General features: G+C 40.4%; 26 protein-coding genes. 9 read left to right on the forward strand and 17 right to left on the reverse strand.

What is annotated here, in order from left to right:
• Window positions 1-126: 126 nt before the first annotated feature.
• On the forward strand, window positions 127-918 hold the full coding sequence (locus F927_RS15030; RefSeq protein WP_005086959.1) for a hypothetical protein: 792 nt from the start codon (window positions 127-129) through the stop codon (window positions 916-918).
• A 43-nt stretch (window positions 919-961) separates the two neighbouring features.
• Here F927_RS15030 and F927_RS15035 read toward each other — a convergent pair whose 3' ends face one another.
• Complete coding sequence (locus F927_RS15035; RefSeq protein WP_005086960.1) at window positions 962-1,264, reverse strand: hypothetical protein; 303 nt, start codon at window positions 1,262-1,264, stop codon at window positions 962-964.
• A 272-nt stretch (window positions 1,265-1,536) separates the two neighbouring features.
• On the opposite strand from F927_RS15035, the gene F927_RS15040 reads away from it, so the two are divergent.
• From F927_RS15040 to F927_RS15050, 3 genes are all read left to right on the forward strand, one after another.
• Window positions 1,537-1,920 (forward strand): transposase, encoded by a 384-nt coding sequence (locus F927_RS15040; protein WP_001055585.1) that lies wholly within the window; start codon window positions 1,537-1,539, stop codon window positions 1,918-1,920.
• The gene (gene tnpB / locus F927_RS15045) at window positions 1,917-2,252 is read left to right on the forward strand and encodes an IS66 family insertion sequence element accessory protein TnpB (protein WP_000618091.1); all 336 of its coding nucleotides are present in this window, start codon (window positions 1,917-1,919) and stop codon (window positions 2,250-2,252) included. Before F927_RS15040 ends, tnpB begins: the two co-directional genes overlap by 4 nt.
• A gap of 74 nt (window positions 2,253-2,326) precedes the next feature.
• Window positions 2,327-3,910 carry an IS66-like element ISAba25 family transposase gene (locus tag F927_RS15050; protein ID WP_005080957.1) on the forward strand — a complete coding sequence of 528 codons (1,584 nt, stop codon included), beginning with the start codon at window positions 2,327-2,329 and terminating at the stop codon, window positions 3,908-3,910.
• Between the two features lie 27 nt (window positions 3,911-3,937).
• Here the strand turns inward: F927_RS15050 and F927_RS15055 are convergent, their stop codons facing one another.
• Window positions 3,938-4,270, reverse strand: coding sequence for a hypothetical protein (locus tag F927_RS15055; RefSeq protein WP_005086961.1), 333 nt, complete (start codon window positions 4,268-4,270; stop codon window positions 3,938-3,940).
• A gap of 72 nt (window positions 4,271-4,342) precedes the next feature.
• Window positions 4,343-5,752 (reverse strand): FAD-binding oxidoreductase, encoded by a 1,410-nt coding sequence (locus F927_RS15060; protein ID WP_005086962.1) that lies wholly within the window; start codon window positions 5,750-5,752, stop codon window positions 4,343-4,345.
• Between the two features lie 361 nt (window positions 5,753-6,113).
• On the opposite strand from F927_RS15060, the gene serA reads away from it, so the two are divergent.
• Window positions 6,114-7,346 carry a phosphoglycerate dehydrogenase gene (gene serA / locus F927_RS15065; RefSeq protein WP_005086963.1) on the forward strand — a complete coding sequence of 411 codons (1,233 nt, stop codon included), beginning with the start codon at window positions 6,114-6,116 and terminating at the stop codon, window positions 7,344-7,346.
• A gap of 55 nt (window positions 7,347-7,401) precedes the next feature.
• Here the strand turns inward: serA and F927_RS15070 are convergent, their stop codons facing one another.
• Window positions 7,402-8,229, reverse strand: coding sequence for a M23 family metallopeptidase (locus F927_RS15070; RefSeq protein WP_005086965.1), 828 nt, complete (start codon window positions 8,227-8,229; stop codon window positions 7,402-7,404).
• Between the two features lie 429 nt (window positions 8,230-8,658).
• On the opposite strand from F927_RS15070, the gene F927_RS15075 reads away from it, so the two are divergent.
• On the forward strand, window positions 8,659-9,540 hold the full coding sequence (locus tag F927_RS15075) for an EamA family transporter (RefSeq protein WP_005086966.1): 882 nt from the start codon (window positions 8,659-8,661) through the stop codon (window positions 9,538-9,540).
• Window positions 9,537-10,403 (forward strand): EamA family transporter, encoded by an 867-nt coding sequence (locus tag F927_RS15080; RefSeq protein ID WP_005086968.1) that lies wholly within the window; start codon window positions 9,537-9,539, stop codon window positions 10,401-10,403. Before F927_RS15075 ends, F927_RS15080 begins: the two co-directional genes overlap by 4 nt.
• A gap of 24 nt (window positions 10,404-10,427) precedes the next feature.
• Here F927_RS15080 and F927_RS15085 read toward each other — a convergent pair whose 3' ends face one another.
• The 3 genes from F927_RS15085 to truB form a co-directional block, all read right to left on the reverse strand.
• Window positions 10,428-10,874, reverse strand: coding sequence for a hemerythrin domain-containing protein (locus F927_RS15085; RefSeq protein ID WP_005086970.1), 447 nt, complete (start codon window positions 10,872-10,874; stop codon window positions 10,428-10,430).
• 146 nt (window positions 10,875-11,020) lie between these two features.
• Window positions 11,021-11,791 carry a sulfite exporter TauE/SafE family protein gene (locus F927_RS15090; protein WP_005086972.1) on the reverse strand — a complete coding sequence of 257 codons (771 nt, stop codon included), beginning with the start codon at window positions 11,789-11,791 and terminating at the stop codon, window positions 11,021-11,023.
• A gap of 11 nt (window positions 11,792-11,802) precedes the next feature.
• Entirely contained in the window at window positions 11,803-12,696 is an 894-nt protein-coding gene (gene truB / locus F927_RS15095; protein WP_005086974.1) for a tRNA pseudouridine(55) synthase TruB, read from the reverse strand.
• Between the two features lie 136 nt (window positions 12,697-12,832).
• Here truB and F927_RS15100 point away from each other — a divergent pair, with 136 nt between their 5' ends.
• Together F927_RS15100 and F927_RS15105 are read left to right on the forward strand one after the other, a co-directional pair.
• The gene (locus tag F927_RS15100; protein ID WP_005086976.1) at window positions 12,833-13,879 is read left to right on the forward strand and encodes a lipase secretion chaperone; all 1,047 of its coding nucleotides are present in this window, start codon (window positions 12,833-12,835) and stop codon (window positions 13,877-13,879) included.
• Between the two features lie 104 nt (window positions 13,880-13,983).
• Window positions 13,984-14,958, forward strand: coding sequence for a lipase family alpha/beta hydrolase (locus F927_RS15105; RefSeq protein WP_005086978.1), 975 nt, complete (start codon window positions 13,984-13,986; stop codon window positions 14,956-14,958).
• Window positions 14,959-15,020: 62 nt separating this feature from the next.
• Here F927_RS15105 and rplS read toward each other — a convergent pair whose 3' ends face one another.
• The 10 genes from rplS to F927_RS15155 form a co-directional block, all read right to left on the reverse strand.
• On the reverse strand, window positions 15,021-15,392 hold the full coding sequence (gene rplS / locus F927_RS15110) for a 50S ribosomal protein L19 (protein ID WP_004641247.1): 372 nt from the start codon (window positions 15,390-15,392) through the stop codon (window positions 15,021-15,023).
• 135 nt (window positions 15,393-15,527) lie between these two features.
• Window positions 15,528-16,268 carry a tRNA (guanosine(37)-N1)-methyltransferase TrmD gene (trmD, locus tag F927_RS15115; RefSeq protein WP_004641249.1) on the reverse strand — a complete coding sequence of 247 codons (741 nt, stop codon included), beginning with the start codon at window positions 16,266-16,268 and terminating at the stop codon, window positions 15,528-15,530.
• 45 nt (window positions 16,269-16,313) lie between these two features.
• The gene (gene rimM, locus F927_RS15120) at window positions 16,314-16,862 is read right to left on the reverse strand and encodes a ribosome maturation factor RimM (protein ID WP_004641251.1); all 549 of its coding nucleotides are present in this window, start codon (window positions 16,860-16,862) and stop codon (window positions 16,314-16,316) included.
• An 18-nt stretch (window positions 16,863-16,880) separates the two neighbouring features.
• Window positions 16,881-17,138: a 30S ribosomal protein S16 gene (rpsP, locus tag F927_RS15125; protein WP_004641253.1), complete on the reverse strand. Its 258-nt coding sequence runs from the start codon at window positions 17,136-17,138 to the stop codon at window positions 16,881-16,883.
• Window positions 17,139-17,303: 165 nt separating this feature from the next.
• Window positions 17,304-17,783, reverse strand: coding sequence for a type IV pilin protein (locus tag F927_RS15130; protein ID WP_026057290.1), 480 nt, complete (start codon window positions 17,781-17,783; stop codon window positions 17,304-17,306).
• Window positions 17,767-22,023 (reverse strand): PilC/PilY family type IV pilus protein, encoded by a 4,257-nt coding sequence (locus tag F927_RS15135; protein WP_005086984.1) that lies wholly within the window; start codon window positions 22,021-22,023, stop codon window positions 17,767-17,769. Before F927_RS15135 ends, F927_RS15130 begins: the two co-directional genes overlap by 17 nt.
• A 13-nt stretch (window positions 22,024-22,036) precedes the next feature.
• The gene (locus F927_RS15140) at window positions 22,037-22,771 is read right to left on the reverse strand and encodes a pilus assembly PilX family protein (protein ID WP_004641259.1); all 735 of its coding nucleotides are present in this window, start codon (window positions 22,769-22,771) and stop codon (window positions 22,037-22,039) included.
• A 2-nt stretch (window positions 22,772-22,773) separates the two neighbouring features.
• Window positions 22,774-23,904 (reverse strand): PilW family protein, encoded by a 1,131-nt coding sequence (locus F927_RS15145; RefSeq protein ID WP_005086985.1) that lies wholly within the window; start codon window positions 23,902-23,904, stop codon window positions 22,774-22,776.
• Between the two features lies 1 nt (window position 23,905).
• Window positions 23,906-24,394, reverse strand: a complete 489-nt coding sequence (gene pilV, locus F927_RS15150) for a type IV pilus modification protein PilV (protein WP_005086986.1) — start codon at window positions 24,392-24,394, stop codon at window positions 23,906-23,908.
• A complete protein-coding gene (locus F927_RS15155; RefSeq protein WP_005086988.1) occupies window positions 24,391-24,987 on the reverse strand; it encodes a pilus assembly FimT family protein in 597 nt (198 codons plus the stop codon). Before F927_RS15155 ends, pilV begins: the two co-directional genes overlap by 4 nt.
• Between the last annotated feature and the right edge of the window lie 109 nt (window positions 24,988-25,096).

A 25,096-nucleotide genomic window follows, 5' to 3' on the forward strand; every position in this document is an offset into this window, starting at 1 on the left:
TTCATGATTTAAAAATTAAGACTTGTGAGAGACAATAATATTTTTACTGTTCTAATTCATTTGATTTTAAAAAGATAACCATTTGATAAAATCACTGTCTATTCAATATAACAAATAGGATCATGCATGCAACTGACTTATGCAGGACAGGTTTTCTTGGTGGTGGTTGCGATCTTGTGTCTCTGGTCTTTTCTGCTGACAAAGTTTTGGCTAAAACGTTTAGCCAAAAATCGTGACAGCAGTAAGTTTGAATTTGCTTATTTATTTGTTGTTGTGTTCAGTATCAGCTCCCTATTTTTCCCTTTTACCTATTGGGTTTCACAAGCTGTATATGGCTTAGCAACCAAACCGAGCTATGATGCAACCATCGTGAGCTATACCTCTGAATGGGTCGATATCGAACGCACAGATTCTAACGAGCGTAAATATAAAACCAGAACCTTAATGCATACAGCGCAAGTTCAATTCAAAGATGATCAAAACAGAACATTAGTCTTGGATAATTCAGTCCGTTCAGGTGATGTGCCCGTGGTCGGAGATCATATTCAAGTTGTTTATGAGGCAGGTGATCAGTCTGCACAAGAAAAGAGTTGGCGCACAGGTCTGCTGTTTGCCGCTACCCTATTTATGCTGTTTATTATGGGCTATATCTTGGTCATGATTATTGCCTATGCTTTAAATCGGAATATGGATCCTTACAAAGCCTTGGCTAACTTCTTAATTTTTAGAATTACCCTTCCACTCGGCGCAATGGCGATGTTTGGGATGCTATCTTATTCGATTTTTGCTTATTTCTTTTTAGGCAATCCACAGAAAATACCTATCTGGGCTGCTGCGATTTGTGGCTTCTTTGCACTTTGTCTTTTACCATTGATTTATCATATTTTGACAGGTTGGAAAGCGTATAAGGAAAAATAGAATACTTCCAATAAAAAGCTTAGATTAATAATGGTCGGTTTATTTAATCATTATATCTTTTTGTATCTAAAAAGAATTTATAATTTTCATAATAATAGTCAGCTATCCGTTCAAAAGTTTGTAAACTACTTTGGCTATTAAATTTTGCTGTTTGTCCCATAGGAGACCAAATAGCATTATTATTTTCACTTTCCATATAACAAGATAACAGACCTAAATTTTCGTCTAAGGAATGGGCTTTTAATCGCCCAAAACTCCTTTGAATAAGATCAGCAGGCATCATATCTTTCTTTTCATTTCCTAATAACTCAATTGCACCACTATCCGCATCGATAACTTTAGCCATTAATATCTCACGCCAAGCATCCTCGGGACTAGTATCTGAAACTATTAGGTGCACAACAGCAACATAAGGAAATCCAGCATTTAATAATCCAGAAGCCTGAGAGAAACCAAATTCGTTAGGTGATTTTTTTTGGTTTGAAAATTTTGCTCTTAGAATTTTTAATTCAATTGCTAATGTCTTTGAAACGTAAGCATCCGGCTAACACAGCCTTACCAAGCGATCCTATAAGCCTTAATTTAGTTCCCACCTAAAAACAAGTGGGGACTTAATCCATGAACATGGATATATATTCAGCAACACCTCCTGTTGCTAAAAAACGCCGAAAATACAGCAAAGAATTCAAACTCAGTATTGTCAATGCCTGCAAAAATCCTAATACCTCGATCGCTTCGGTCGCACTGCAACATAGTATTAATGCCAACCTTGTCAGTCGTTGGATCAGGATCTTCAGCCATCATGAGGGTGCCGTGCAGGATCCTACTCATGTGAATCCAGCATTTATTGCTTTGCCTTACACTGCTGCAATCAGCCAACCTATTGATGAGAGGATCACGTTGTGTATCACCGTGCCTCATACGAATAATGATATTCAGCTAAAATGGCAGACATCAGAAATACCTGCCTTGGCAGAATTACTCAAGGCACTTGCAACATGATCCGCATTGATGAAATCTGGTTGTCTACTCAGCCCATGGACATGCGTGCAGGTATGGATACGACCATGGCTCAGGTGGTGAGAGCCTTTGGCTACATCAAACCGCATTGTGCTTACCTGTTCTGTAATAAACGTGGCCATCGCATGAAAGTGCTGGTACATGATGGATTGGGCATCTGGCTGTGTGCCCGGCGGCTGGAACAGGGCAAATTTCACTGGGCTCAAGTTCACCAAGGTGAAACCGTGGCCCTCAGCCCGGAACAGTTACAGGCACTGATCCAAGGTTTGCCCTGGCAGCGCATTGGACGACAGCAGGTGGTGACGATGCTTTAAACCAGGCTCGACCATTCTGCTATTCTCCAAACGTTCTATTTCATTCTTCTCATGACCTCAGGCATACTGCGGTCATGAATACGCTGCCTGACTTAAGCCAACTGACCCATGAACAACTGCTGGAATTCACCAGGCAGTTGGCGCTGCAGCATCAGTCTCTAGCACAATCAAACCAACAATTGGATGCCAAAGTTCAACATCTTTCTATTCTCAATCAAAAATACGAGCATGAACTGGCGCTGTTTAAAAAGCACAAATTCGCCCAAAAGAATGAACACTTAACGGCAAAACAAATCCATCTGTGGGATGAAGCGGTTGAAGAAGATATTGCCGCGGTTGATCTAGAACTGGAACGGCTAAATGCAGATAAAACCAATGCAGCGACACAGAAAGCCAAAACCAATAAACCTAAACGTCGACCACTGCCAGATCATCTACACACCATCCGTATTGAGCATGAACCTGCATCAACCCAATGTGCTTGTGGCTGCCAACTCCGTCGTATCGGCGAAGATGTCAGTGAAAAACTGCATTTCAGACCGGCACAGTTCTATAAGGAACAGCATGTGCGTGGTAAATGGGTCTGTGATCAGTGTGACACTCTAACTCAGCAAGCGATGCCCGCCTATGTGATTGATAAAGGCATTGCTTCACCTGAATTGCTCAGCCATGTGCTGGTATCGAAGTATGCCGATCATTTGCCGCTGTACCGTCAACGTCTGATCTATCAGCGGGCGGGCATCGATCTGTCCAGATCCACTTTATCTGACTGGATAGGTCGCTGCGGTGTAGAACTGGAACCTCTGGCCAATGCCTTAAAAGAGGTGGTGCTGCAACAGCGGGTGCTGCATGCAGATGAAACACCGGTCACCATCATGCGGATGGGTGAGAATAATAAAAAACCGAAGAAAGGTTATGTCTGGGCCTATGCCACCACACAGTATAATCCAGTTCAGGCGGTGATCTATGACTTTCAGGATAGTCGTTCAGGCCAGCATGCTGAAGAGTTCTTGAAAGGCTGGCAGGGCTATCTAGTCTGTGATGATTACAGTGGTTATAAAGCACGTTTTAAATCAGGCCAGGTGATTGAGGTGGGGTGCATGGCCCATGCACGTCGTAAATTCCATGAACTGCATGTAACTGGGAAAAGTCAGGTTGCTGAACAGGCCTTAGTGCTGATTCAGAAACTGTATGCGATAGAAGCAGAACTCAGGAAAAAGACCGATGGTACAGCGGAAGACCGCCGCGAATACCGACAACAGCATAGTCAACCAGTGATGCAACAACTATATGAATGGCTCAACCAACATCATCTGACAGTGCCATCGAGTTCTCCCACCGCCAAGGCTATCAATTACACTCTGAAGCGTTGGCCAGCCTTAAGCCGCTATCTGGATGATGGCAATCTACCGATATGCAACAATTGGGTAGAGAATCAGATGCGTCCCTGGGCGTTGGGACGCAAGAACTGGCTGTTTGCAGGTTCGCTGCGCAGTGGTCAGCGAGCGGCAAACATCATGACTTTAATCCAGTCAGCAAAGCTGAATGGCTTGGATCCGTATGCCTATTTAAGTGATGTGCTGAAAAGGTTACCGACACACAAAGTGACCCAAATTGAAGAATTGCTGCCGCACTGCTGGAAACCTAAATCGAATTAAAAAATAGGTATGGGATTCAGCGGACGCTTACTTTGAAACGACTAAACGACCATCTTCATATGGAATTATTAATAGATCAATATCTCCCGGAAAACTAAGATTAGATAAAATATCTTGCGACTTAGCAAAAGGTCTTATAAGCACTCCACTATTTGGTCCCATTTGATAGAAATATTCTCCGATCAAATGACGATAAACTTCTCCAAATAGTTGCCTGTTAGATATAAGCATTAATCCTAAAGCTATTTCATCTTTTCTATTCACTAATTTTTGATCTATATAAAAAATAACGTCACCATCTTTCTTATGCTCAGGTTTCACTTTTAATGGCAGCACATAATTTTGTAATTTATTATTCATTTCTAATTCTCAAAATAAAAAAGCGCATCTTACGATACGCTTTTAGCAGAAATTCTTTTATCTAATCAAGCATTAAAGATCAAATAATTTGCCTGGATTCATAATTCCTTTCGGGTCAAATGCCAGCTTCAATGCTTTCATATATTCAATTTCTTCAGGCGAACGAGAATACTCCAAATATGGCTTCTTGGTCATTCCCACACCATGCTCGGCAGAGATCGATCCATCATATTTTTTCACGGTATCAAATACGTATTTATTCACCACCTGACACTTCGCAAAGAACTCATCTTTAGTTAAGTTTTCAGGTTTCAAAATATTTAAGTGTAAGTTACCGTCACCAATATGACCGAACCAGCAAATCTCAAAATCTGGATAGTTATCAGCAACAATTGCATCAATTTCTTTGATAAATGCTGGTACATGCGTAATCAGCACTGAAATATCATTCTTATATGGAATAAACGGTGCAATAGACTCAGAAATATCTTCACGTAAACGCCATAAGCTTTGCGCTTGATCAAGGCTTTGGCTCATCACACCATCAATCACCCAGCCCTGCTCCATGCAATGCTCAAAAATCTGCATGGCTTTGTCCATGATCGGCTCATACGGCGCTTCAAATTCCAGTAACACATAAAATGGCGCTTGTGTTTCAAATGGACGCTGTACATGACCGCGATCCAAAACTTTCTGCATTGCCACTTCACCAAAAAACTCAAACGCAGTTAAATCGATTTCTTTTTGGAAAGCATGTAATACTGGCATCACTGCCTCAAAATCAGGTGTACCCAAAACCATCACTTGTAAGTTCTGTGGTTGACGCTCAAGTTTAATTTCAGCTTCTGTAACTAAACCAAGTGTACCTTCACCGCCGATAAATAAATGCTGTAAGGCATAACCAGTCGCATTTTTAATCATACCTTTGTTTAGGTGTAAAATATCGCCTTTACCTGTAACAACTGTTAAGCCAAGCACCCAATTACGTGTCATACCGTATTTGATGACTTTGATCCCGCCTGCATTAGTACCAATATTCCCACCGATCTGGCTTGAACCCGCTGATGCGAAATCCACTGGATAGTACATGCCTTGTTCTTCGGCATAATTCTGTAGTTGCTCAGTCACCACACCTGCTTGGACACGTACCATACGATCTGCTGGGAAGAACTCCAAGATTTGGTTCATCTTGTCAAAACTAATCACGATCTCGCCATTGCTTGCCACCGCACCAGCCGAAAGCCCTGTACGACCACCTGATGGTGTAATCGCAACATTAAATTGATTGGCAAGTTTAACAACAGACTGAACTTGCTCAGTGCTTGATGGAAAAACGATGACTGATGGGTTCGGATCAAAATGTTTAGTATGATCTCGTCCCCAATTTTCCAAGCTATCGGCATCGGTTTTTATACGGTTTTCACCCACAATTGCCGTTAATTGGGTCAATAACTCAGGGGTTAAAGCGACTGAAGCATTCATCGTTTATAGGCCTAGCAAGAAGTAAATATAGGGCATTTGAATCACCACATTATTTTTCTAATCTTGAGAAAAATGAAGATGATGTGATAACTCAAATATAGCAACACTACAGAACAGCTCAAACCCGTTTATATTCAGGTGAGCGCATTAGGTCTATCCATTTTACATCGAAGCGTGCATTGGATAAAGCATTGCATCAAGATACTGCATCGTACAAGGCTAAACTTGAAAATCAGTCAACATTTCCATGAAAAATGATCAGTATTTCGATGCCCCAATTTGCAATCAAATCGCCCTCATTTTGATCAAACATGTTATGATACGGCGATTTAAATCCGACCTGATATAGCGTAGAGCCGTTATGAGCCAACATCTATCACTCCCTAAAGATAAAATCCGTTTTCTATTGTTAGAGGGCGTTCATCAAAACGCTATCGATACTTTAAACGCTGCGGGTTATACCAATATCGATTACCACAAAACTGCACTTGAAGGCGATGCATTAAAAGCCGCTGTCAAAGATGCGCACTTTATTGGTATTCGTTCGCGTACTCAATTGACTGAAGAGATCTTTGAATCAGCGAATAAATTGATTGCGGTAGGTTGTTTCTGTATCGGTACAAACCAAGTCGATTTAAAAGCAGCGATGTCGCGTGGTATCCCTGTTTTCAACGCACCATATTCAAATACACGTTCAGTTGCTGAACTCGTTCTAGCTGAAACTATTTTATTACTTCGCCGTGTTCCTGAAAAATCAAAAGTTACACATGCTGGCGGTTGGGATAAATCAGCTGTTGGTTCGTATGAAACTCGTGGCAAAACTTTAGGTATTGTCGGTTACGGTTCAATTGGTTCACAACTTTCTGTTTTAGCTGAAAGCTTGGGTATGAAAGTCATCTATTTTGATGCTGTGACTAAATTACCTTTAGGTAATGCTCGTCAAGTTGGTTCTATGGATGAACTTTTAGCAACTGCTGACGTAGTTTCATTACATGTTCCAGATGTACCATCTACACGTAACTTCTTCAAGAAAGAACAGTTTGCAAAAATGAAACAAGGTTCGATCTTCTTAAATGCAGCACGTGGTACATGTGTTGTTATTGAAGATCTTGCAGATGCGATTAAATCAGGCCACCTTGCAGGTGCAGCGGTTGACGTATTCCCGAAAGAGCCGAAAGCGAATGGTGAAGAGTTTGTTTCACCACTACGTGGTTTAGACAACGTGATCTTGACTCCACACGTTGGTGGTTCAACCATGGAAGCGCAAGCGAACATTGGTTTAGAAGTAGCTGAGAAATTTGTTGCATATTCAGACAAAGGTATGACGCTTTCTGCGGTGAACTTCCCTGAAATCGCATTACCGCTTTCTGATGGTCAACACCGTTTACTTCACATCCACAAAAACGTGCCAGGTGTATTGTCTAAGATCAACACCTTATTTGCTGAACAAGGCATCAATATCTCTGGCCAGTCATTAATGACTAAAGGCGATATCGGTTACTTGGTAATGGATGTTGATGCTTCTGCATCTCAAGAAGCTTTGGATACGCTACATAATGTAGAAGGTACAATTCGCGTACGTGTATTGTTCTAAGTCCATTGACTGCAAAAAAATCACAGCATTAGCTGTGATTTTTTTTGCTCAACGATTAAGGACAGTTTGGAATAACGACACCACTATTATCTTTGGCTTCATCATTACCCCAACGAGATAGCATATACGCGGAAACCCATTGATTGGTCGGACCAACATCTAAATCTGTTTTTAACCACCAATGGTTCCACTGTGTACCTGTCGAGTTTTGAACCTTCGGTCCCCAAACCTTACAATACACATAATGGGTCCCTTTATATAATGTTCCTGTAATCGTACCACCCGGACTAGAACGTCCATTGGCATCCGCCCACGTGTCTACCCAATATTTATTGCCACTTGGTGGCGGTGGTGGAGGTGTTGTACCTCCACAACCATTATCACTGGTGAGAACTCTTTGCCCATAACTTCCTGGATAAGGCGCAAGCGAGTTTCCATTAATCACAATACTTTGTGCTGTACTATTTAAGCGTTGTTCATAATGTAAATGTGGTCCTGTACTCTGCCCTGTACTTCCAACAGTACCAATTTGTTGACCTTGACCAATTGAAGCCCCCACACTGATATGAATGGCATTTAAATGAAAATAATGAGTTGACCAACCATTTCCATGATTGATCACCACCATATTACCTGCACCACCATTCCAACCGATCGAACTTACCGATACAGTTCCACCAGCAGAAGCAATCACAGCTGCTCCTGATGTCGCACCATTATCCCAGCGCACAAAATCTAAAGCATTATAGTTGTGACCTGGGTAAGTGCTATAACTCCAAGTTTGACCACAGGCAAAAGGTGCTTTAAAGGCAGGTGCAGCGTATGCCGCAAAAGGAATAAATGTAACGATACCGATGGCAAAAACTTGTTTTATTTTCAACATCTTATTATCTCCATAATTATTATTTCATTTATTTAAGTATTGTCAGTTTTACTACTTTTCGGGGTCTATAACGCCCCCCAAGTTTTATAGCAGAGATACAGAAAGCTTTGTTTAGTGATCTGACGAACCGCATCGACTCTCACGACTATTCACACGAATTTAGAAGATTAAGCACTTCATCAAACTTGGAATTAGAATCCAATGAATCTGAATATGTATGACAGTTATTCGTAAAATAGGATCAATAAAATCTGAGCGATAAAATGATATAAATAAATAATTATTAAAAAGAACCTTAAAACTTATTTAATAATTAAAACAGTCATCATCGCAACTTCAAAATCAATTAAATTATGCTCGTTTCACAACCAATCTTGAGATAAAATTAAATTATTATGTGAAAATTACACCAACTTGATTGATGATTAAATGTCCAATTCTTCTCTAAAGTCACCACTCTATGCCATAGCATTATTGATGCTTGCAATGATTTGCGTTCAAGGCAGTGGTTCTTTAGCAAAAATTTTATTCCAAAGTTTCCCAGTTTTGACCGTTTCTGCGATGCGTTTATGTTTAGGTGCAATCATTTTGGCGGTAATTTTCAAAGTTTGGACTATTAACTTTCGTGCAGTCCGCTGGAAAGCGATCTTAAGCTATGGGATTGCTTTGGCTGGAATGAATGGATTGTTCTACTTATCGCTAGAGCGACTTCCTCTCGGGATTGCCGTTGCTTTTGAATTTATTGGACCTTTAAGCGTCGCACTCTATCATGCACGCCAAAAATATGACTTTATTTGGGTTGGCTGTGCCATTTTAGGCTTGATTCTCTTATTTCCATTGCAACAGGCTCAGCATAGTCTTGATCTTATTGGCGTATTCTTTGCCGTCAGTGCAGGTGCATGTTGGGCACTCTATATTATTGCAGGACAAAAGCCTTCAGGTATTTCTGGCAATCATACCGTCTGTCTTGGAATGAGCATCGGTATGCTGTGTTTGCTGCCTTTTGCAGTATTTTCTGGTGCAATTGATCGTGTTTTTGAACTGCCAAATCTGTATTATTTTATTGGGCTTGCAATTCTCGCCAGTGCCTTGCCATTCTCCTTAGAAATGATTGCTTTGCGCAATCTAACGCCTTTGAGTTTTGGTACATTAATGAGCTTAGAACCTGCAGTTGCGGCGCTTTCAGGTTTTGTATTTTTAGGTGAAAAATTATTGTGGAATCAATGGCTCGCCTTAACCACCATTATCATCGCCTCCATCGGTTGTACTTTTACCATGCAACGCGCTCGACAACAAAAAGAGGCTAAATGAAAAATCTCCAATTGGTTGCTGTGCTTTACATGGTGTTGTCCATGGTGGCTTATCAAATCAGCGCGTCATTTGCTAAACAGCTGATCACAACACTTGATCCCCTCACTGTGACGATTTTAAGGCTGAGCTTTGCAACAATCATCGTGGCAATCATGTTTCGGTCTTGGACTATCATTTCCAAGCTCAAACACCTGAAATGGCGAGATTTACTGCTTTATACAGCATCCTTAGGCTGTATGAATATTTTATTTTACACTTCTCTGGGCAAGCTTCCTCAAGGCATTGCTGTAGGTTTAGAGTTCATTGGACCGCTAGGGTTAGCATTGCTTTCAATCAAACAACGCAGTGATTATCTTTGGGTCGCATTTGCAATTTTAGGCATTGCCTTAATGGTCCCTTGGCATGATGCCAACCAACATAATTTCTCTTATTTTGGTGCTGCTTGCGCTGTAGGTGCGGGGATTTTTTGGGCCTTGTATATTTACTACGGACATCGGGTCGCGCAACAAAATATAGGAATGCATGCATTAACGATTGCCATCGCATTATCTGCCTTGACCTTATTGCCATTTGGTTTATGGAATAATGCGCCTGTTCTTCTAGATACCCAATATTGGGGTAAAGCTCTCGTGATTGCGATCCTTGCAACAGCGATTCCGTATGCGCTCGATCTAATGGCATTGAAACGTTTAAGTAAACTGAGTTACGGGACATTGACCAGTCTAGCGCCTGCTTTAGCGGCATTGGCGGGATTGGTCATTCTCCATGAGCAAATCAGCCTGATTCAGTGGGTTGCCTTATTTTGTATTATGATCGCATCCATTGGTGTGACCTTACGTGGAGAGAAATCTCCAGCCCCGTAAAGTCACAATAGCTTCTTTTTGGCCTCAAGCTGTTTCGGTTTTATATTTTTTATACTCCGCAAGATATTGTTTACCTAATTTTTCTTTTTCAGCATCTGCCAAGATTTTTCCAGCTTGCTGGAAAAATTTACGCTCTTCTTCTTTTAAATGATGATGTACCTTTTCACTTAATTGTTTAGCAGTTGCCAACCAGCTTGGACTACTCATATCTGTTTGTTCAAGTGTCTCGACTAATTCATCCATTTCATGATGTTCAGCCAAGGCATGACGTGTAATGTCCAACCCGACATCATCAAACATCAGTGGAATATATAAATAACGATCTTCAGCAACTGAATGTGCATAGAGTTCATTCTTCAACAAATCAAAAAGCTCTTTACGCTCCTCACTATGCCCGCTAGTTTCAACTAATTTTTTTGCAAGTGAACGTTGCTTATCATGACTTTCTCGTAGTGCTTCAAATATATTCATTCTTCACCTCTAAAATTGGCTAACAACCACAACACGAGACATATCTCGATACTGTGGAACTTGGCTAGAATCTCATCTTAGAAAGTGTGCGTTTTTTAGACAGCATCATTTAAGTATGTTTTTGTTGTCAAACTTTATCTTTTGAATCAAACCGCAACAATAATCTGATATCCCAAACGGCAAATTAAGATACTCACTAAAATCAAAAATAAGATACGAATAAAACCACTACCATATTTTAACGCCAAACGAACACCGAGTAATGAACCCGCAATATTGGCAACCGCCATCATCAAACCCAATGTAAACAGCACATGACCTGTGGGGACAAAAAAGCTGAGTGCAGCGAGATTGGTCATAAAATTGCCAATCTTCGACAAGGCTGAAGCATGTAAAAAATCAACTTGTAGAAAGCGAATGAAAAAGAAAATAAAGAAGCTACCCGTCCCTGGGCCAAAGATACCGTCATAGAAACCAATTGCTAAGCTTCCCATCGCAGCGAACATAAGCAGCTTCGGTGTAATCCGCTGATCGACATGCACTTGCCCAAATTGCTTTTTCATCAAAGTATAGACTGCAATCACAATCAACATGATCAAAACAAATGGTCTTAGAATATGTGTCGGAATCATTGAGACACATGCCGCCCCTGCAAATGAGCTGACAAATGCAAAAATTGCAATCACCAACAATAGTGGCCACTTCAATTTTACCCGTCGTGCAAATGAAAATGCTGCTGAGGCAGTACCGCAAATCGAAGCGAGTTTATTGGTTCCAAAAATCGTGGCTGGTGCCGTTTGAGGTAGTGCGCCCATCAATGCAGGAATTTGAATCAATCCACCACCACCAACGGCAGCATCGATCGTCCCCGCACAAAAAGCAAAGAAGACTAAGCTGAGAATGAGTTCCCATTCCATGGAGAAAGACCTTATAAGTTGAGTAAGCGTTTTGGTACAAGACGTTTTTTATCAGTAATTTCAGCTAAACCTAAACAACGCTCTCCATCAAAAACTAGCACCTCAGCTACAGCCTCATGATCAATATTGCTTTCTTGACCATTACCAAAATATTTTTCACGTCCTTCTGGTAATTGAACACGTGGAAAATGTTCTACAGGTGCATACACTGGAAGCAATAATGCATCCCGTTGTTCTTGTGACAAACTTTCTAAATACTCAATGGTATAGTCTGGATTAATTTCAAAATGACCCGTCTGAGTACGATGTAAATACGTCAAATGACCACCGCAACCCAAAACTTCACCTATATCCTCTCCAAGTACACGGATATAAGTCCCTTTTGAACAGGTCACATCTAAAGTTAAACTATCTTCGTTAAAACTCACCAAAGTTAGATCATAAATCGTGACAGGACGCGCTGCTCGTTCAATCTCAATGCCCTGACGTGCCAACTCATATAAAGGGCGGCCTTCTCTTTTCAATGCAGAATACATCGGAGGGACTTGCTGGATATCACCACGAAATTGAGCCAAAACCTGTTCTATACTTTCACGAGTCAAGAGCGGAACATTTCGCTTTTGCAGAACATCACCTTCGATATCACCTGTGGTTGTGGTTTGTCCAAGCTTTACCGTCGTTTGATAACGTTTGGTTGAATCCAATAAATAATGAGAAAATTTGGTTGCTTCCCCTAAACAAATCGGCAATAAACCTGTTGCTAATGGATCTAAAGCACCTGTATGTCCTGCTTTTTGTGCATTAAAAAGTCGACGTACTTTTTGCAATGCTCCATTTGAACTCATCCCTATTGGCTTATTTAAAAGAAATACACCACTCAAATGACGATAAGCACTTTTTTTCATAAATAAAAAGTCGAAATACAAAGATACATTTTATCAAAACTATTCATTAATTTTTTAAAAATAACTGTTCAAAAAAAAATCAATCATGCTAGACTCTTTTCGCTTTCGAAAACAAAAGAAAAATGGATGCGGTTTTATGAATAAGAAAGGAAACAAAACGATCATCTACGCTGGACTCATACTCAGTTCCATTTTATGTATCGTCGTTATTTATTGGTTCTATCCGAAGTCCGAAAACTATTCAGTAAATATAACATCGTCTTCTGAAAATCAATCTAGTCAACACGTTCAGCAACTCAATTCACACAATAATTTAGCCCAAACATTACTTGGATTTCAAAGCTCAAGCCAGACAGACACAGAAACCAATTGTCAGTTGCAATTTAATGCCTCAAAAAAATTGATCATAAATGAACAAACCCGAAACTGTTTCGAATATTTCCTATCACAGTATGGAGAAAGAAATATCACAGAAATTCGCAAGAATTTTCAACTTTATTTAGAACATCATTTTCAATCAGCACAACAACAGCAAATCTTAGCACTTTGGTCTCGTTATTTAGATTACCGCGAAGCACTGAGCCAACTACAAATACATAAAACAGCGAAGGAAAACTATCGCTATTTCCAAGCAGCTTTTCACGCCATACAAGATCTAAAACAACGCTTCTTTTCTACCACAGAAATAGAGGAGTTATTCGGCACAGAAGATGAATATCAACAATACACTCTAGATCGTATGCAAATTTTAGAGAATAACTCGCTAGATACGTCAACTAAAGCCAAATTACTCCAAGAGCGTTTTGAACAACTTCCTCAGGACTGGCAAGAAAATATTAAAGATTTATCTAGATTAGAAGATTTACGTGCATTAACAGCACAAATTAAAGCCCGCAATGGTTCACCACAAGAATTACGTGATATGCGTCTTCATTTAGTTGGCGAAGCAGCAACACAACGCCTAGAACAACTTGATCAACAAAGATCAGTATGGAAGCAACGAGTACAATCCTATTTAGAAGAACGTAAAACCATCATCGATAGCAATATGAGTGCGTCTGCCAAGACTCAAGCAATTCAACGGCTCAAACAACAACAATTCAAATCCACACAAGAACAACAACGTCTACAAACATTTGAAACGATCTATGATCAAGGAGGGACACTACCATTTAGTTATTAAAAAACAAGCACAAGACATTGAAAGATCATCAAAGGACAACGATGCAATGTCGAATTCAAATAAATCATTAAAGACCCAATTTAGGAATTTTAAAAGAGAATAAAATGCAAAATTTAATTCGTTATCTTGCTTTAACTGTAATGACCATCGGTATCTCAACAAGCTATGCTTCAAATGCGACCCAAGTCAAAAGCAGCTTTGTTATTTCAGACTATGCAAAAACCAAATATCCCATTGTTTTTGTCCATGGTGTCGCGGGCTTTTCCCGTGTAGGTAGTGACCCGATGGGGGTCGATTATTGGCATCAGATCTTACCCAATATTGCAAGAAATGGCGGCAATGTTTGGGCTGCCCGTTTATCCCCATTTAACTCAAATGAAGTTCGTGGTGAGCAACTCTTACAGCAAACTGAAGAGATTTTAGCGATTACAGGCCAATCCAAAGTGAACTTTATCGCTCATAGCCAAGGCGGACCAACTTCCCGCTATGTTGCAGCGATGCTTCCTGAAAGTGTAGCGTCTATAACTAGTGTGAGTGGCACTCATAAAGGCTCACCTGTTGCTAGTCTTTTAATGAAAAGTTCGGGAACCATGTTTGGTGATGCGAGTATTGCCTTGACTAATTTCTTCTCAGCGGCAACTGTTTGGGCCCAAGGACTTGATCCCCAAAGCTACCCTCATGATGCTGAGGCGGCTGGACAAAGTATTTCTGTGGAAGGTTCAGAAAAGTTTAATGCTCAATATCCAATGGGCGTTCCAACGACTGCTTGTGGAGAAGGTAGCTATCAAGAACAAGGAATTTATATGTATTCCTTTTCTGGCGTTCAAGCCGCGACCAATATTCTTGATCCACTTGACCCAATATTTATCGGTAGCAGCCTGATTGTTGATCCTAAAGGAGATAACGATGGCATGGTCAGCCGTTGCAGTGCGAAATTTGGTCGCACTATACGTGATAATCTGCCATGGAACCACGCGGATGAAGTCAATCATGTAATGGGATTAAAAGCACTGTTTGCACCTGATCCCGTTGATATCTACCGTCAACATGCTAATCGTCTTAAATTACAAGGACTGTAAAATAAGAGGTATAAAAAAATGCGCCAATTGGCGCATTTTTATGCTTTACAACAAAGTTAAAATTAACCTTGTTTACGAGCTGGTAATTTCTCACGAATACGTGCAGCTTTACCAGACAACTCGCGTAGGTAGTAAAGTTTAGCACGACGAACGTCACCACGACGTTTCACTTCGATTTTAGCAACAATTGGAGAGTGAGTTTGGAAAACACGCTCAACACCAACACCGCTAGAAATTTTACGAACTGTGAAAGCTGAGTTTAAACCACGATTTTTCTTCGCGATTACAACACCTTCAAATGCTTGAAGACGCTCACGATCACCCTCTTTTACTTTAACCTGAACAACAACTGTGTCACCAGGAGCAAAAGCAGGGATATCAGTTTTTAACTGTGCATTTTCAACAGCTTGAACTAAAGGATGTTTACCACTCATTGTGGAATCTCCAATATGTGCGGGAGAGAAGAGGTCTCTTACACCGCTGAGGATAGAGGCTAAAGCGCATATCTCTCGTTTAACTTTCCCTTTAAAGCAGAATGCCTTAAAGAGCCTATTTATACTTAAATAACTTTAAGTATCTAAACTTTTTAGCCATTTTTTTTGCTGTTTGGTCAGCTCAACTTTTTCCACCAATTCTGGTCGACGATCTAAAGTTCGCTGATAACGCTGCAAAAAACGCCATTTCTCAATATTGGCATGATGTCCTGATTTTAGTACTTCAGGGACATCCAAACCTTCGAAATGGTCTGGCTTTGTATATTGTGGACAATCCAATAAACCATCCACAAAAGAATCTTGAACTGCAGATTGTTCGTCAGACATAACATTCGGCAAACGACGAATAATACTATCCAACAACACCATCGCAGGTAATTCACCGCCCGATAAAACGTAATCTCCAATTGACCATTCTTGATCAACATAATGCTGGATTAAACGCTCATCAACACCCTCATAACGTCCACACAATACAATCAAACCATCATAATCAACGAATTGTTGTACTGCTTGTTCATTTAAGGTTTTGCCTTGTGGTGACATATACACCACTGGAGCATGAACACAGCCTGCTTGCGCTGCAAGTTGTTTAGCATGGGTAATTGCTTTCGCGAGTGGCTCAGCCATCATCACCATACCAGGACCACCACCGAACGGACGTTCATCCACTCGTCTATAGTTGCCCTCTGCAAAATCTCGAGGATTTATACAAGAGACTTGTACAATCTCTTTTTTTACAGCTCGACCGCTAATCCCGTACGCTGTAATCGCTGCAAACATTTCAGGAAATAATGTGATGACTGCAAAAAACACCGCAGACTCCTCTATTTTCCTGCTGCGCTACAACTCTATCAAGAGTTAGTAATCTACGCCCCAATTGACGTAAATGCGACCCGCTTCAAGATCAACACGTTGTACTACATCTTTATGCCAAGGAATCATTCGCTCTTCGGCATCAATACTGTCCGGTGTCGCTTTGACCACCATGACATCATTGGCACCCGTTTCAAAAAGCTCAAAGATTTGACCGAGATTAACTTCCTGTTCATCCTCACCAAGACCAAACACAGTTAAGCCTTTAAGATCAGACCAGTAGTACTCGTCCACATCCGCTTTAGGAAGCTGAGATTTAGCAATCCAGATATTGGCACCGACTAAGTTTTCTGCACCAGTGCGATCAATCACACCTTTGAGCGAAACTACTAGGCCTTTACCATGTGGTTTCCAACGTTTTACATCGATGGTTTGCCAACCTGCCTTGGTCTCAATGTACCAAGGAAGGTAGTCAAACATATTGCTCATAGGCTCAGTATTTGAGTAAACCCAGAGCCACCCATTCAGTCCATATGCTGAACGTAACTGTCCAATCTGAATACGATCTTCGGGTACATTCTGTGTTGCTGTCATGGGTTACCTACTACAAGCTTATGCAGTAGCTGCAGCTTTTTTAGCTTGAGCAGCTAAAGAAGCAACACGCTCAGAAGGTTGAGCACCTTGTGAAATCCAGTGTGCAAAACGGTCAGCATCTAAACGAACTTTTTCAGCTTTACCTTGTGCAGTTGGGTTAAAGAAACCAATACGCTCGATGAAACGACCATCACGTGCATTACGGCTATCAGTAACAACGATTTGATAGAATGGACGTTTTTTTGCACCACCGCGCGCTAAACGAATAACAACCATGAGAACAACCTTATAGTTTTTACGGATTATCCCTGCGCCGACCATCGACAGCATTTCAAACCCCTTTAATAGAGGGCGATATTCTACGTTAAATTTACACTGAATGAAAGATTAAATATTAAGTTATCCGCAGCTTTGAATTTAAATCGCTGAAATCTAAATTTATTACCACTCTTCTGAAGCTAAACCACAACTTTGATTGGTGATATTGGCAGGTGTTTTGGTCTTACATTTTAGACCAGTGCTGGTCATAAGTAAGGAGTAATTACGTGGATTTTGGCTTTCAGCCTTAAGTGACCAAGTCTGTGAATCAACCGTTAAAATCAAGGTAAATTTTTGCTTACCACTCGATGCATTTAAAGGTAAAAGCAACATGGTCTTGGTTGCATTATCCACATCTGCATAGGGTCCTTCATTGCGCACAGGATCTCTTAATATGAAGCCCTCATAACTGAAGTTACGCGTTCGATGTTGTTCTAATAATGCAGCAATTTTATGCATCTCTTGTTGAGCTGTTGATAAGTCTGCTTTACGAATATAAATGTCATAACTCGGGATGGCGATCACTGCTAGGATAGCAATGATCGCCACTGTGATCATCAGCTCAATCAGAGTAAATCCAGATCGCCTATTCATTACTTTCATACCATTTTAGTGGCACAATTTGACGGCGCATGGTATTGATTGGCATGCCATCCCCCCCTACGATGCTATCTTTGGCATTTGGATTCAATATTTGACGTGTTGCTTCATTTTTCTCATCCACTCCTGTACCCACCCCAGCCATTACATCTACTATTCCTCGTCCCGCGCCAAAACTCATATCCGTAACATTGAGTTCACAGATACCAAAAGGTAAACAATAACGTTGTACCGTAGTAATACCTTGAGCTTGCACTCGACAACTATCTGATGTGCCATTTGGGTTGTAAACGCTGGCATATAAACTTTTATTCATGACCACCATTTCACCCAAGACTTTACTCGATGCGGTATTGGTTATTGTTGTTTCATTACCATTTGAGTCTAGCTGCTTACCAATGACAGTTTCAGCAGAAATATACCAACCATTTTGTACGCGTTTATTACCTGAATTTTGTACATCTGACAGCGTCAAAGCAGTACCATTTAACTGAGATACATCCATTTTATGTAAATCATTTAATGTAAATTTTGCTGTCAGGGTTTGATGTTCAAACTTAAAGTTGGGATGAATGACTTCACGATCAAAAAGGTTGTAGATTGTACTCGTCGATGTTCTATCACTGAAAGGAAGACTCCGATTTCCTGAAGCAATACTAATCACAGCACGAGGTTGTTCATGCCCGTATACACTAAAGTTTGGCGCTTCATAAAAGCGTTCAGTTGGATTTTTGAAAATAAGTCGAGCAAATCCTTTATTCGAGCTAGCACCTAGATTTGCATCAAAATCGATACGCCAAACTTGCCCTCCCAAATCTCCAAAATAAAGATGATCTGTCAAACCATCACCATTGCGATCGGCTGTATTAATTCGACTAACCACACTATATTTCATTGCATCGATCTGTAAGCTACTTGCTGCATTGGCACTCGCCCACCATAAAAGCTCCCCATTTTCGGCATCAAACATATACACACCCGCACCTTTTTCACCAGCTTGATGCGAATAGGCTAGGTTTTCATAGCGTGCATCATATCCACCACCAACGATCATGACGCGTTTCAATTGCCCTTTCCAATACACTTGCGTAATTGTTGGTTTAGACCAACTTTGCCCCATTTGGCTCAATGCGATCTGTGTATTGGTATCATTGATGATCTGATCTTGATTAATAATACGTTGATGATCTGGGTCGATGTGGAATTTAAGGACTGGTTCATTCAACTTAGCCAAATCGAGTGCATAATAACTACGCCCTCCCATACGCAAACCACCATAGGCAACTTGTTTACCTTTTATGACTTTACCTGCATTATCTTTTAAGGTTGTGCCACTTGCATTTCTTGCTTCACCTACAGTTGCGACAACTCGGCTACTACTGCTACCGCTACTTACACGCTGCATTCCATAGACATATTCACTATATAAAGTCCATGCACCATCTACACCATATGCCATATTGGCTTTGACACCGGTTTTCTCTTTTAGGAAAGCATTGCGTTGCTGGCGGTTTTCCAACATTTCATTTGGTACAAATGCAAAAGTCTCCTCACCTGTTTTAGCATCGACCACATGTAATAAACCTTGTGTTGTACCAAACAACATATAGTCTTTACGCTCGTTTATTGTACTATCTGCATTAAAAGTCGCTTCTTGCGTTAGTTTTATTGGCGTTGAATGTAGGTTCATACCAACCTGCCAATTGGTACGATTTGCTTCAGTTAAGTCGACTGCTGTAGCACCTTTTTCTAATTTATAGCCCAAGAGGCTCATCAAGTAATAATCTTCATCATTTGCATTGTCCCTTTGATTTGGCGCCAAGGAACAGCGACTACTATTTGAAGTATCTAAATAATGGTTATCTATTGTTTTTAATTGATGGGTAGCAACAAATCGAGCTTTTCCACTCTCATCATTTTCACAACCACGATTAATCAACAAAGTCCTGCCTGTAAGATTTGCTGACGTTTTCAAACTCTCAAGTTTGGCAAGTAGACCACCTTTATTCCAATCCCTTACATCATAAGGAGATGCGTTCGTACTCCATGCATCTTTAAGCTTAAAAACTGAATTATCGTCTTGTGTGTAATATTTTTTAAAATTCCCTAACCAACTGGCTTTTTCCGTTGGTTCAAACATACTTTTATACACATCATTGGTCATACGATACGGGGTAAGCGGATCAGCAGGAAGCGTTTGCAATCCAATGGGGTCAGACTCCATTTCAATCAGATTTTGATTAAAGTCGAGAATACCTTCTGCAATACTCTGAGCACTCGATAATTGATACCATCCACCACCGCCATGCACCCCCCAACGCGCTAAATTTGCAACATCAGCGTTATGATTAGGGTCTAAAGGCACAGGAACAACATTATCTAACAACTTCGTGAGTTTATTGGTCAAGTTATCCAAACCCAACAATCCCAACACAGCATTCAGCGCACTTAAAAGATTACCTACGACCCCAAGTAGGCTAGACAAAACTGTGGTTGGGGCTTTTATTGTTCCCAACTCTTCCGATGTCTTCGCATTTGGAATATGAGCAAAGTCTCGCCCAATACCACCCACACCAGTTTTTATACCTACACCATTATTATAAGTTCCATCTTTCAGCACACCTGCATAATTTGCAATACAGTTCCAAGTCGCTGAGGATGAACCATTTGCCCATCCACTAGGAACAGTACCGCAATTAAAAACTGTATTACTTGATGGATTTAATGATCGACTCATTAATTTACGTACTGGGCTATTACTCGAATTAAAAGGTTCACGCGTTGCCCCTCCCAATAACCCATCAAGCAAATTTGGATCTAAATCAGGAATGCTACCAGTTAATACATATAGACCTTTAGCACTACACTGATTGCTTATTGTTGACGGACCAACATAACGATTTCCTGACTTACTGGTAGCAACAGAGACAGGGAAACCACTATAAGCAGATGTATATTGAAGATCATCGTTATAGCGATAGAACGACTTCCATTCGTTTAACTCCAAACCAACCAAAGATGTACCAGTTGTTGGTAGGTCATGGCAATTTGTTGTATTTGTCGCTGTACATTTATTTTTATACCAACCAGGCGCATTGCCACCTAGACCTAATAGACTACCATCCCTAAAAGACGCAGCCCAAGTCGCACATTTTCCCGTTACATCATAAGTACTACATTCTTGATACTCCCCTATTTTGATCAATCCAATCCCTAAAAGACTGATTTCAATTTTTCGAACTCTCCCAATCTCAACAATTCCAGTACCTTTGGTGGTATTACTCAGCAAATATGCGCCTGTTTCAGCATAAGCTGTCGCCGTTGGCGTACTTAAACCAGCAAGATTTTTTAAATCATTAATTAAAGTCGGGATTGTACCCAAAGCTCCAAGAACGACACCAACAAGATCAAGCGCCAACAATTTACTCACCAAATCATTTACTTTGGTGGTGAGACTTGTGACTGGATCAACGCTACTTACTTCAGTGATTTTTGCTTTAATTTTGGCACGTTGTGCTGCATCTAATGGTTTCGCTTCAACAGCAATCATACCAGCCAATTCATTTTTTCCACTACCAGAAGCATTCATTGCAGGAAAAACAGAAAGTCCTACAGAGACATTGTCTGGTAAAGCACTAATTCCCTTTTCGGGATTTCCATCAATCACATCGTGGATGGCTTGTTTAACACGATATAAACGGTTGTAACAGCGATATGCAGGACCTGCAATTGCTAGCGGTGGCTTCTCAACCAACTCACAACTATCTTTAATATATTGAACGGAGCCTCTTAATCCGAGAAGATCAGCACCCAAAACAGGATTGGTGATACCATCAACCCCTTCTAGAATTTGTGTAACAAGTAGAGATGGGATATAACATGATTGCGGATCTGTTGGCGCTCCCGTATCTAACTTCACTAAGCCTAATAAATTAATATCAACTGTAGCAACTTTACCAAGTAAGCTGGTGACATTCCCGAGCAGACCACCACTTAAACATAGTGGATAATCACGCTGTAGATCTGCAATTGGATCTGCCCCCATACTTTGAGATAAATCCACCATCAACATAATCGTGTTACTACTACTATTTTGTTGATAAATCTCAATATCACTTGCTGAAGCAATAGAGGAGAGTATTAAAAAGCTTGATAGCACAGTACAACTGAGCAATAACCCTTTTGCTTTGTCTTGTTGTTTACGCTCACGCTTGGTTAGTTTTCTCATTTTATTATTATTCATGACTCTTACTCCCCTATGAACCTGAAGGTTCAAAGTCAGATAAGAAGCGATATTCCGCTACTTGCATATTATACAAAGGGTTTTCTTCATTACTTTTTAAACAATTGGCTACCTGATTGTCGCCATCGTGATCAATACTTTTAGTCAAACAACCTTGTTTAGGATCCGTACTATCTGTAAACAATGTTTTATTAGGATCAGAAAGTAAGCCTTTCATTACTGAAATAACGTAAACACGTAAACGGATATTATTTTCAGTTTTTGCACCTAGACTTTCAGTACCGCGTGCTAAATCCGCAAATGGCACAGTCACCTGTTCTGTCTCGCGCTTAATGTATACCTGTGTCACAACAGCAGAACGACCACTCGATACTGAATCTTTATGGCAAGCTCCACTCCCCGTTGCCATATTTACAAAAGAGGTGCTGTTTAAACGATAGCTTGCATTACTCAATTGAAAGGGTTCAGTGCCCTCAAAGCACATCACCAATTCAGCATCTCTGTTGTTTTCATTCTTAAAGAAACCAACAATGCCATTTGTTGCAGCAATATGTTGCTGAAATGCAGGATTTTGGAAAGCCATTAATGCTGCATCAGAATTTTGTAACAACAATGTTTGCATCTGATTGTTACTCACCAACTTTAATGAACTCACACTTTGGCGAATAGCAAGCGTTCCAATGATCGTGATCAACAGCACTATCATGAGTACGATAATGAGTGTTGAACCTTTTTGATTATGCATCATGCTCAAGCCCCTCCCGTACAAGTCGTTTTACTGCTATCACACCCTTCAGTTACCCAACCCATTGCATTACGAAGTGATATTGTTTGATCTACAACCTGACGTAATCGAGTATCTTGATAGGTTGGTGTTAACGTTACCTGAGTACCAAGTACCTGAAATGGCTGTTTATTCCGATCTTTGATAATAGATTGATGCCCCGCAGAATCGGCAGATTGGACCAATACACCTATTTGAACAGCATGCACATGTGGGCGTACAGTTTGAACAACGCCATCTATATTCTTGGTTTTAGCACTCAAAGCCATATAATTTTTTATATCAGTATAAGCAAGTGAGCTATTTGCGCTCTCAAGCTCACCATCGATATAACCTAGACGAACTTGAAAAAAGTCTACATTTGGTAAAATCACCTGACTTGCTGACCAACTTAATAGCAGAGGATTTGCTTCAGTGGCAGCATCTAATTGTGTTTGTGTATATTGAGCAGCTTGACAACGCAGAGATTGACGTAAATCAGTTGATGTTGAACCAACAAAATAACGCCGAACAACAAATGTATCAGTTGCTATAGTATTTCCAGAACAATCGAAACCATCTTGTGGAGATCGATAACGAATTAACAACTGATCATTAGCTAGACCTGTAACATTGGCATTTCCAAAGCTGGTTAATTTGTTATCAGAAAAGCATGCCGTGCAATTTAAATTAATTTTTGATCCAACATTCTTTGAGGTTAGAATGATTCCTGAATAAGCAATTTGATCATTGACCGCTGGCATTGGCGAGCTCAAATTTGCTTTACGAATATCATCAACGATGAAGTTTAATCCGAAACTTGCGCTATCCTGAATATGTGCCATCGCCTTTTGTAGCTTATAACTGGTCAGGCCTGTAATAAATAATTGTGTTGCTGCAGCGACAATAATTAAGCCTAAAGCCAAAGAAACCATCAGCTCAATCAAAGTAAATCCTGAGCGAGGATTAACAAAGTGAAACTTTGTCCGAGCGCAAGACGGAGAGCTATGCTCGAAGTGGCCCGATACCGCAAGACGAGAAGCTATGCTTCGGGTCCGAGGGTTTCGAGCGTAAGACGAAGAACTGTGTTTAACGTGATTTGTGAGGCTTTTTTTCATTTTAATACGCCTCCAAAAATAAACAGTGTGATCCTTTTACATACACACCATCTTTAATACATGTTTCTATCCCACGATTCCCAGATAAAGAAGTCTCTTCCCATGCAACATAGATACACTGTCTTGCTGCACCTGTTGGACATTCAGAAATAGATAAATTCATTCCATTATTTTTAGCATTTAGAGCAGCAATATTTAAATCTTGTTTTGCAATACTTGCGGCATCTCCAACAGTGGCAACCACTTCTGATGTTGGCACTGATACAGCACCCACAACATACGCTCCATCTCTTACCGCTTGAGGATTTGCTCTCATACGTTCTGCGAGATCACGTGCGATCGTGAGTGCTAAAACTTGTTTACTTGCCTCTAAACTAGGATCAACTGCCCTCAACTGTAAGGCAGCAAAACCAAGTACAGCAACAGCCAATAAGAACAATGCAACAAGTACCTCAACTAAACCCACACCTTTTTGATTGTTATATTTCATGTGCAAGCCCCCTCTCTTATTCTTGTATCTCCAGTGAGTCCAACGGCTATACAATAGGACAGCCCATTACGGAGCAAAATAAAATTTGAAGCAGCAGCAATACTTCCGTTATTTCTAAAAATAAGATGAGTTTCGGAACGACTATCAACCGTAATTCCTTTTTCTAAGTGTGCGACAAAAACTTTATTTTTATTTGGATCAGTGATTCCAAGTGCTGTTATACAACTTGCTTCCGATAAAGAACTTAAACACATGCCTGTTGTACTACGTAATGTAACGGCTTGAGCCCGTGCTTCAGATATCTTTATTGCAATCTCACGTGCTGATGATTCTAATTTCTGTTTTGAATACATACTGGCAAATGAGGGGGCAGCCATGACCGCAATAATGGCAATAATGGAAATGGTTACAATCAGTTCAAATAACGTAAAGCCTGAGCGAGGATGAGCAAAGTGGAACTTTGCCCGAGCGCAAGACATAGAGCTATGCTCGAAGTGGTAAAGATAACACTGGGCAAAGCTTAGTCGCGTCGCGAGACGAGAAGCTATGCTTCGAATACGAGGATTCGTAATGCAAAACTTTATCCGTTGCATACAGCCCTCCTATATGCACAATTTTTATAATTTTGAATAATGTTCTAATGTTTAATTATCAATTTCCTACCAAAACAGAAGGAAATCTATTTTTTGTAGATAAAAGGTA

The sequence above is a fragment of the Acinetobacter haemolyticus CIP 64.3 = MTCC 9819 genome (assembly GCF_000369065.1).
Lineage (GTDB): Bacteria > Pseudomonadota > Gammaproteobacteria > Pseudomonadales > Moraxellaceae > Acinetobacter > Acinetobacter haemolyticus.

Bases quoted from the DNA above. Each gene is read 5' to 3' on its own strand.
- F927_RS15030 (WP_005086959.1), top strand. From the start codon at position 127: ATGCAACTGACTTATGCAGGACAGGTTTTCTTGGTGGTGGTTGCGATC.
- F927_RS15035 (WP_005086960.1), bottom strand. From the start codon at position 1,264: ATGGCTAAAGTTATCGATGCGGATAGTGGTGCAATTGAGTTATTAGGA.
- F927_RS15040 (WP_001055585.1), top strand. From the start codon at position 1,537: ATGAACATGGATATATATTCAGCAACACCTCCTGTTGCTAAAAAACGC.
- tnpB (WP_000618091.1), top strand. From the start codon at position 1,917: ATGATCCGCATTGATGAAATCTGGTTGTCTACTCAGCCCATGGACATG.
- F927_RS15050 (WP_005080957.1), top strand. From the start codon at position 2,327: ATGAATACGCTGCCTGACTTAAGCCAACTGACCCATGAACAACTGCTG.
- F927_RS15055 (WP_005086961.1), bottom strand. From the start codon at position 4,270: ATGAATAATAAATTACAAAATTATGTGCTGCCATTAAAAGTGAAACCT.
- F927_RS15060 (WP_005086962.1), bottom strand. From the start codon at position 5,752: ATGAATGCTTCAGTCGCTTTAACCCCTGAGTTATTGACCCAATTAACG.
- serA (WP_005086963.1), top strand. From the start codon at position 6,114: ATGAGCCAACATCTATCACTCCCTAAAGATAAAATCCGTTTTCTATTG.
- F927_RS15070 (WP_005086965.1), bottom strand. From the start codon at position 8,229: ATGTTGAAAATAAAACAAGTTTTTGCCATCGGTATCGTTACATTTATT.
- F927_RS15075 (WP_005086966.1), top strand. From the start codon at position 8,659: ATGTCCAATTCTTCTCTAAAGTCACCACTCTATGCCATAGCATTATTG.
- F927_RS15080 (WP_005086968.1), top strand. From the start codon at position 9,537: ATGAAAAATCTCCAATTGGTTGCTGTGCTTTACATGGTGTTGTCCATG.
- F927_RS15085 (WP_005086970.1), bottom strand. From the start codon at position 10,874: ATGAATATATTTGAAGCACTACGAGAAAGTCATGATAAGCAACGTTCA.
- F927_RS15090 (WP_005086972.1), bottom strand. From the start codon at position 11,791: ATGGAATGGGAACTCATTCTCAGCTTAGTCTTCTTTGCTTTTTGTGCG.
- truB (WP_005086974.1), bottom strand. From the start codon at position 12,696: ATGAAAAAAAGTGCTTATCGTCATTTGAGTGGTGTATTTCTTTTAAAT.
- F927_RS15100 (WP_005086976.1), top strand. From the start codon at position 12,833: ATGAATAAGAAAGGAAACAAAACGATCATCTACGCTGGACTCATACTC.
- F927_RS15105 (WP_005086978.1), top strand. From the start codon at position 13,984: ATGCAAAATTTAATTCGTTATCTTGCTTTAACTGTAATGACCATCGGT.
- rplS (WP_004641247.1), bottom strand. From the start codon at position 15,392: ATGAGTGGTAAACATCCTTTAGTTCAAGCTGTTGAAAATGCACAGTTA.
- rimM (WP_004641251.1), bottom strand. From the start codon at position 16,862: ATGACAGCAACACAGAATGTACCCGAAGATCGTATTCAGATTGGACAG.
- rpsP (WP_004641253.1), bottom strand. From the start codon at position 17,138: ATGGTTGTTATTCGTTTAGCGCGCGGTGGTGCAAAAAAACGTCCATTC.
- F927_RS15130 (WP_026057290.1), bottom strand. From the start codon at position 17,783: ATGAAAGTAATGAATAGGCGATCTGGATTTACTCTGATTGAGCTGATG.
- F927_RS15135 (WP_005086984.1), bottom strand. From the start codon at position 22,023: ATGAATAATAATAAAATGAGAAAACTAACCAAGCGTGAGCGTAAACAA.
- F927_RS15140 (WP_004641259.1), bottom strand. From the start codon at position 22,771: ATGATGCATAATCAAAAAGGTTCAACACTCATTATCGTACTCATGATA.
- F927_RS15145 (WP_005086985.1), bottom strand. From the start codon at position 23,904: ATGAAAAAAAGCCTCACAAATCACGTTAAACACAGTTCTTCGTCTTAC.
- pilV (WP_005086986.1), bottom strand. From the start codon at position 24,394: ATGAAATATAACAATCAAAAAGGTGTGGGTTTAGTTGAGGTACTTGTT.
- F927_RS15155 (WP_005086988.1), bottom strand. From the start codon at position 24,987: ATGCAACGGATAAAGTTTTGCATTACGAATCCTCGTATTCGAAGCATA.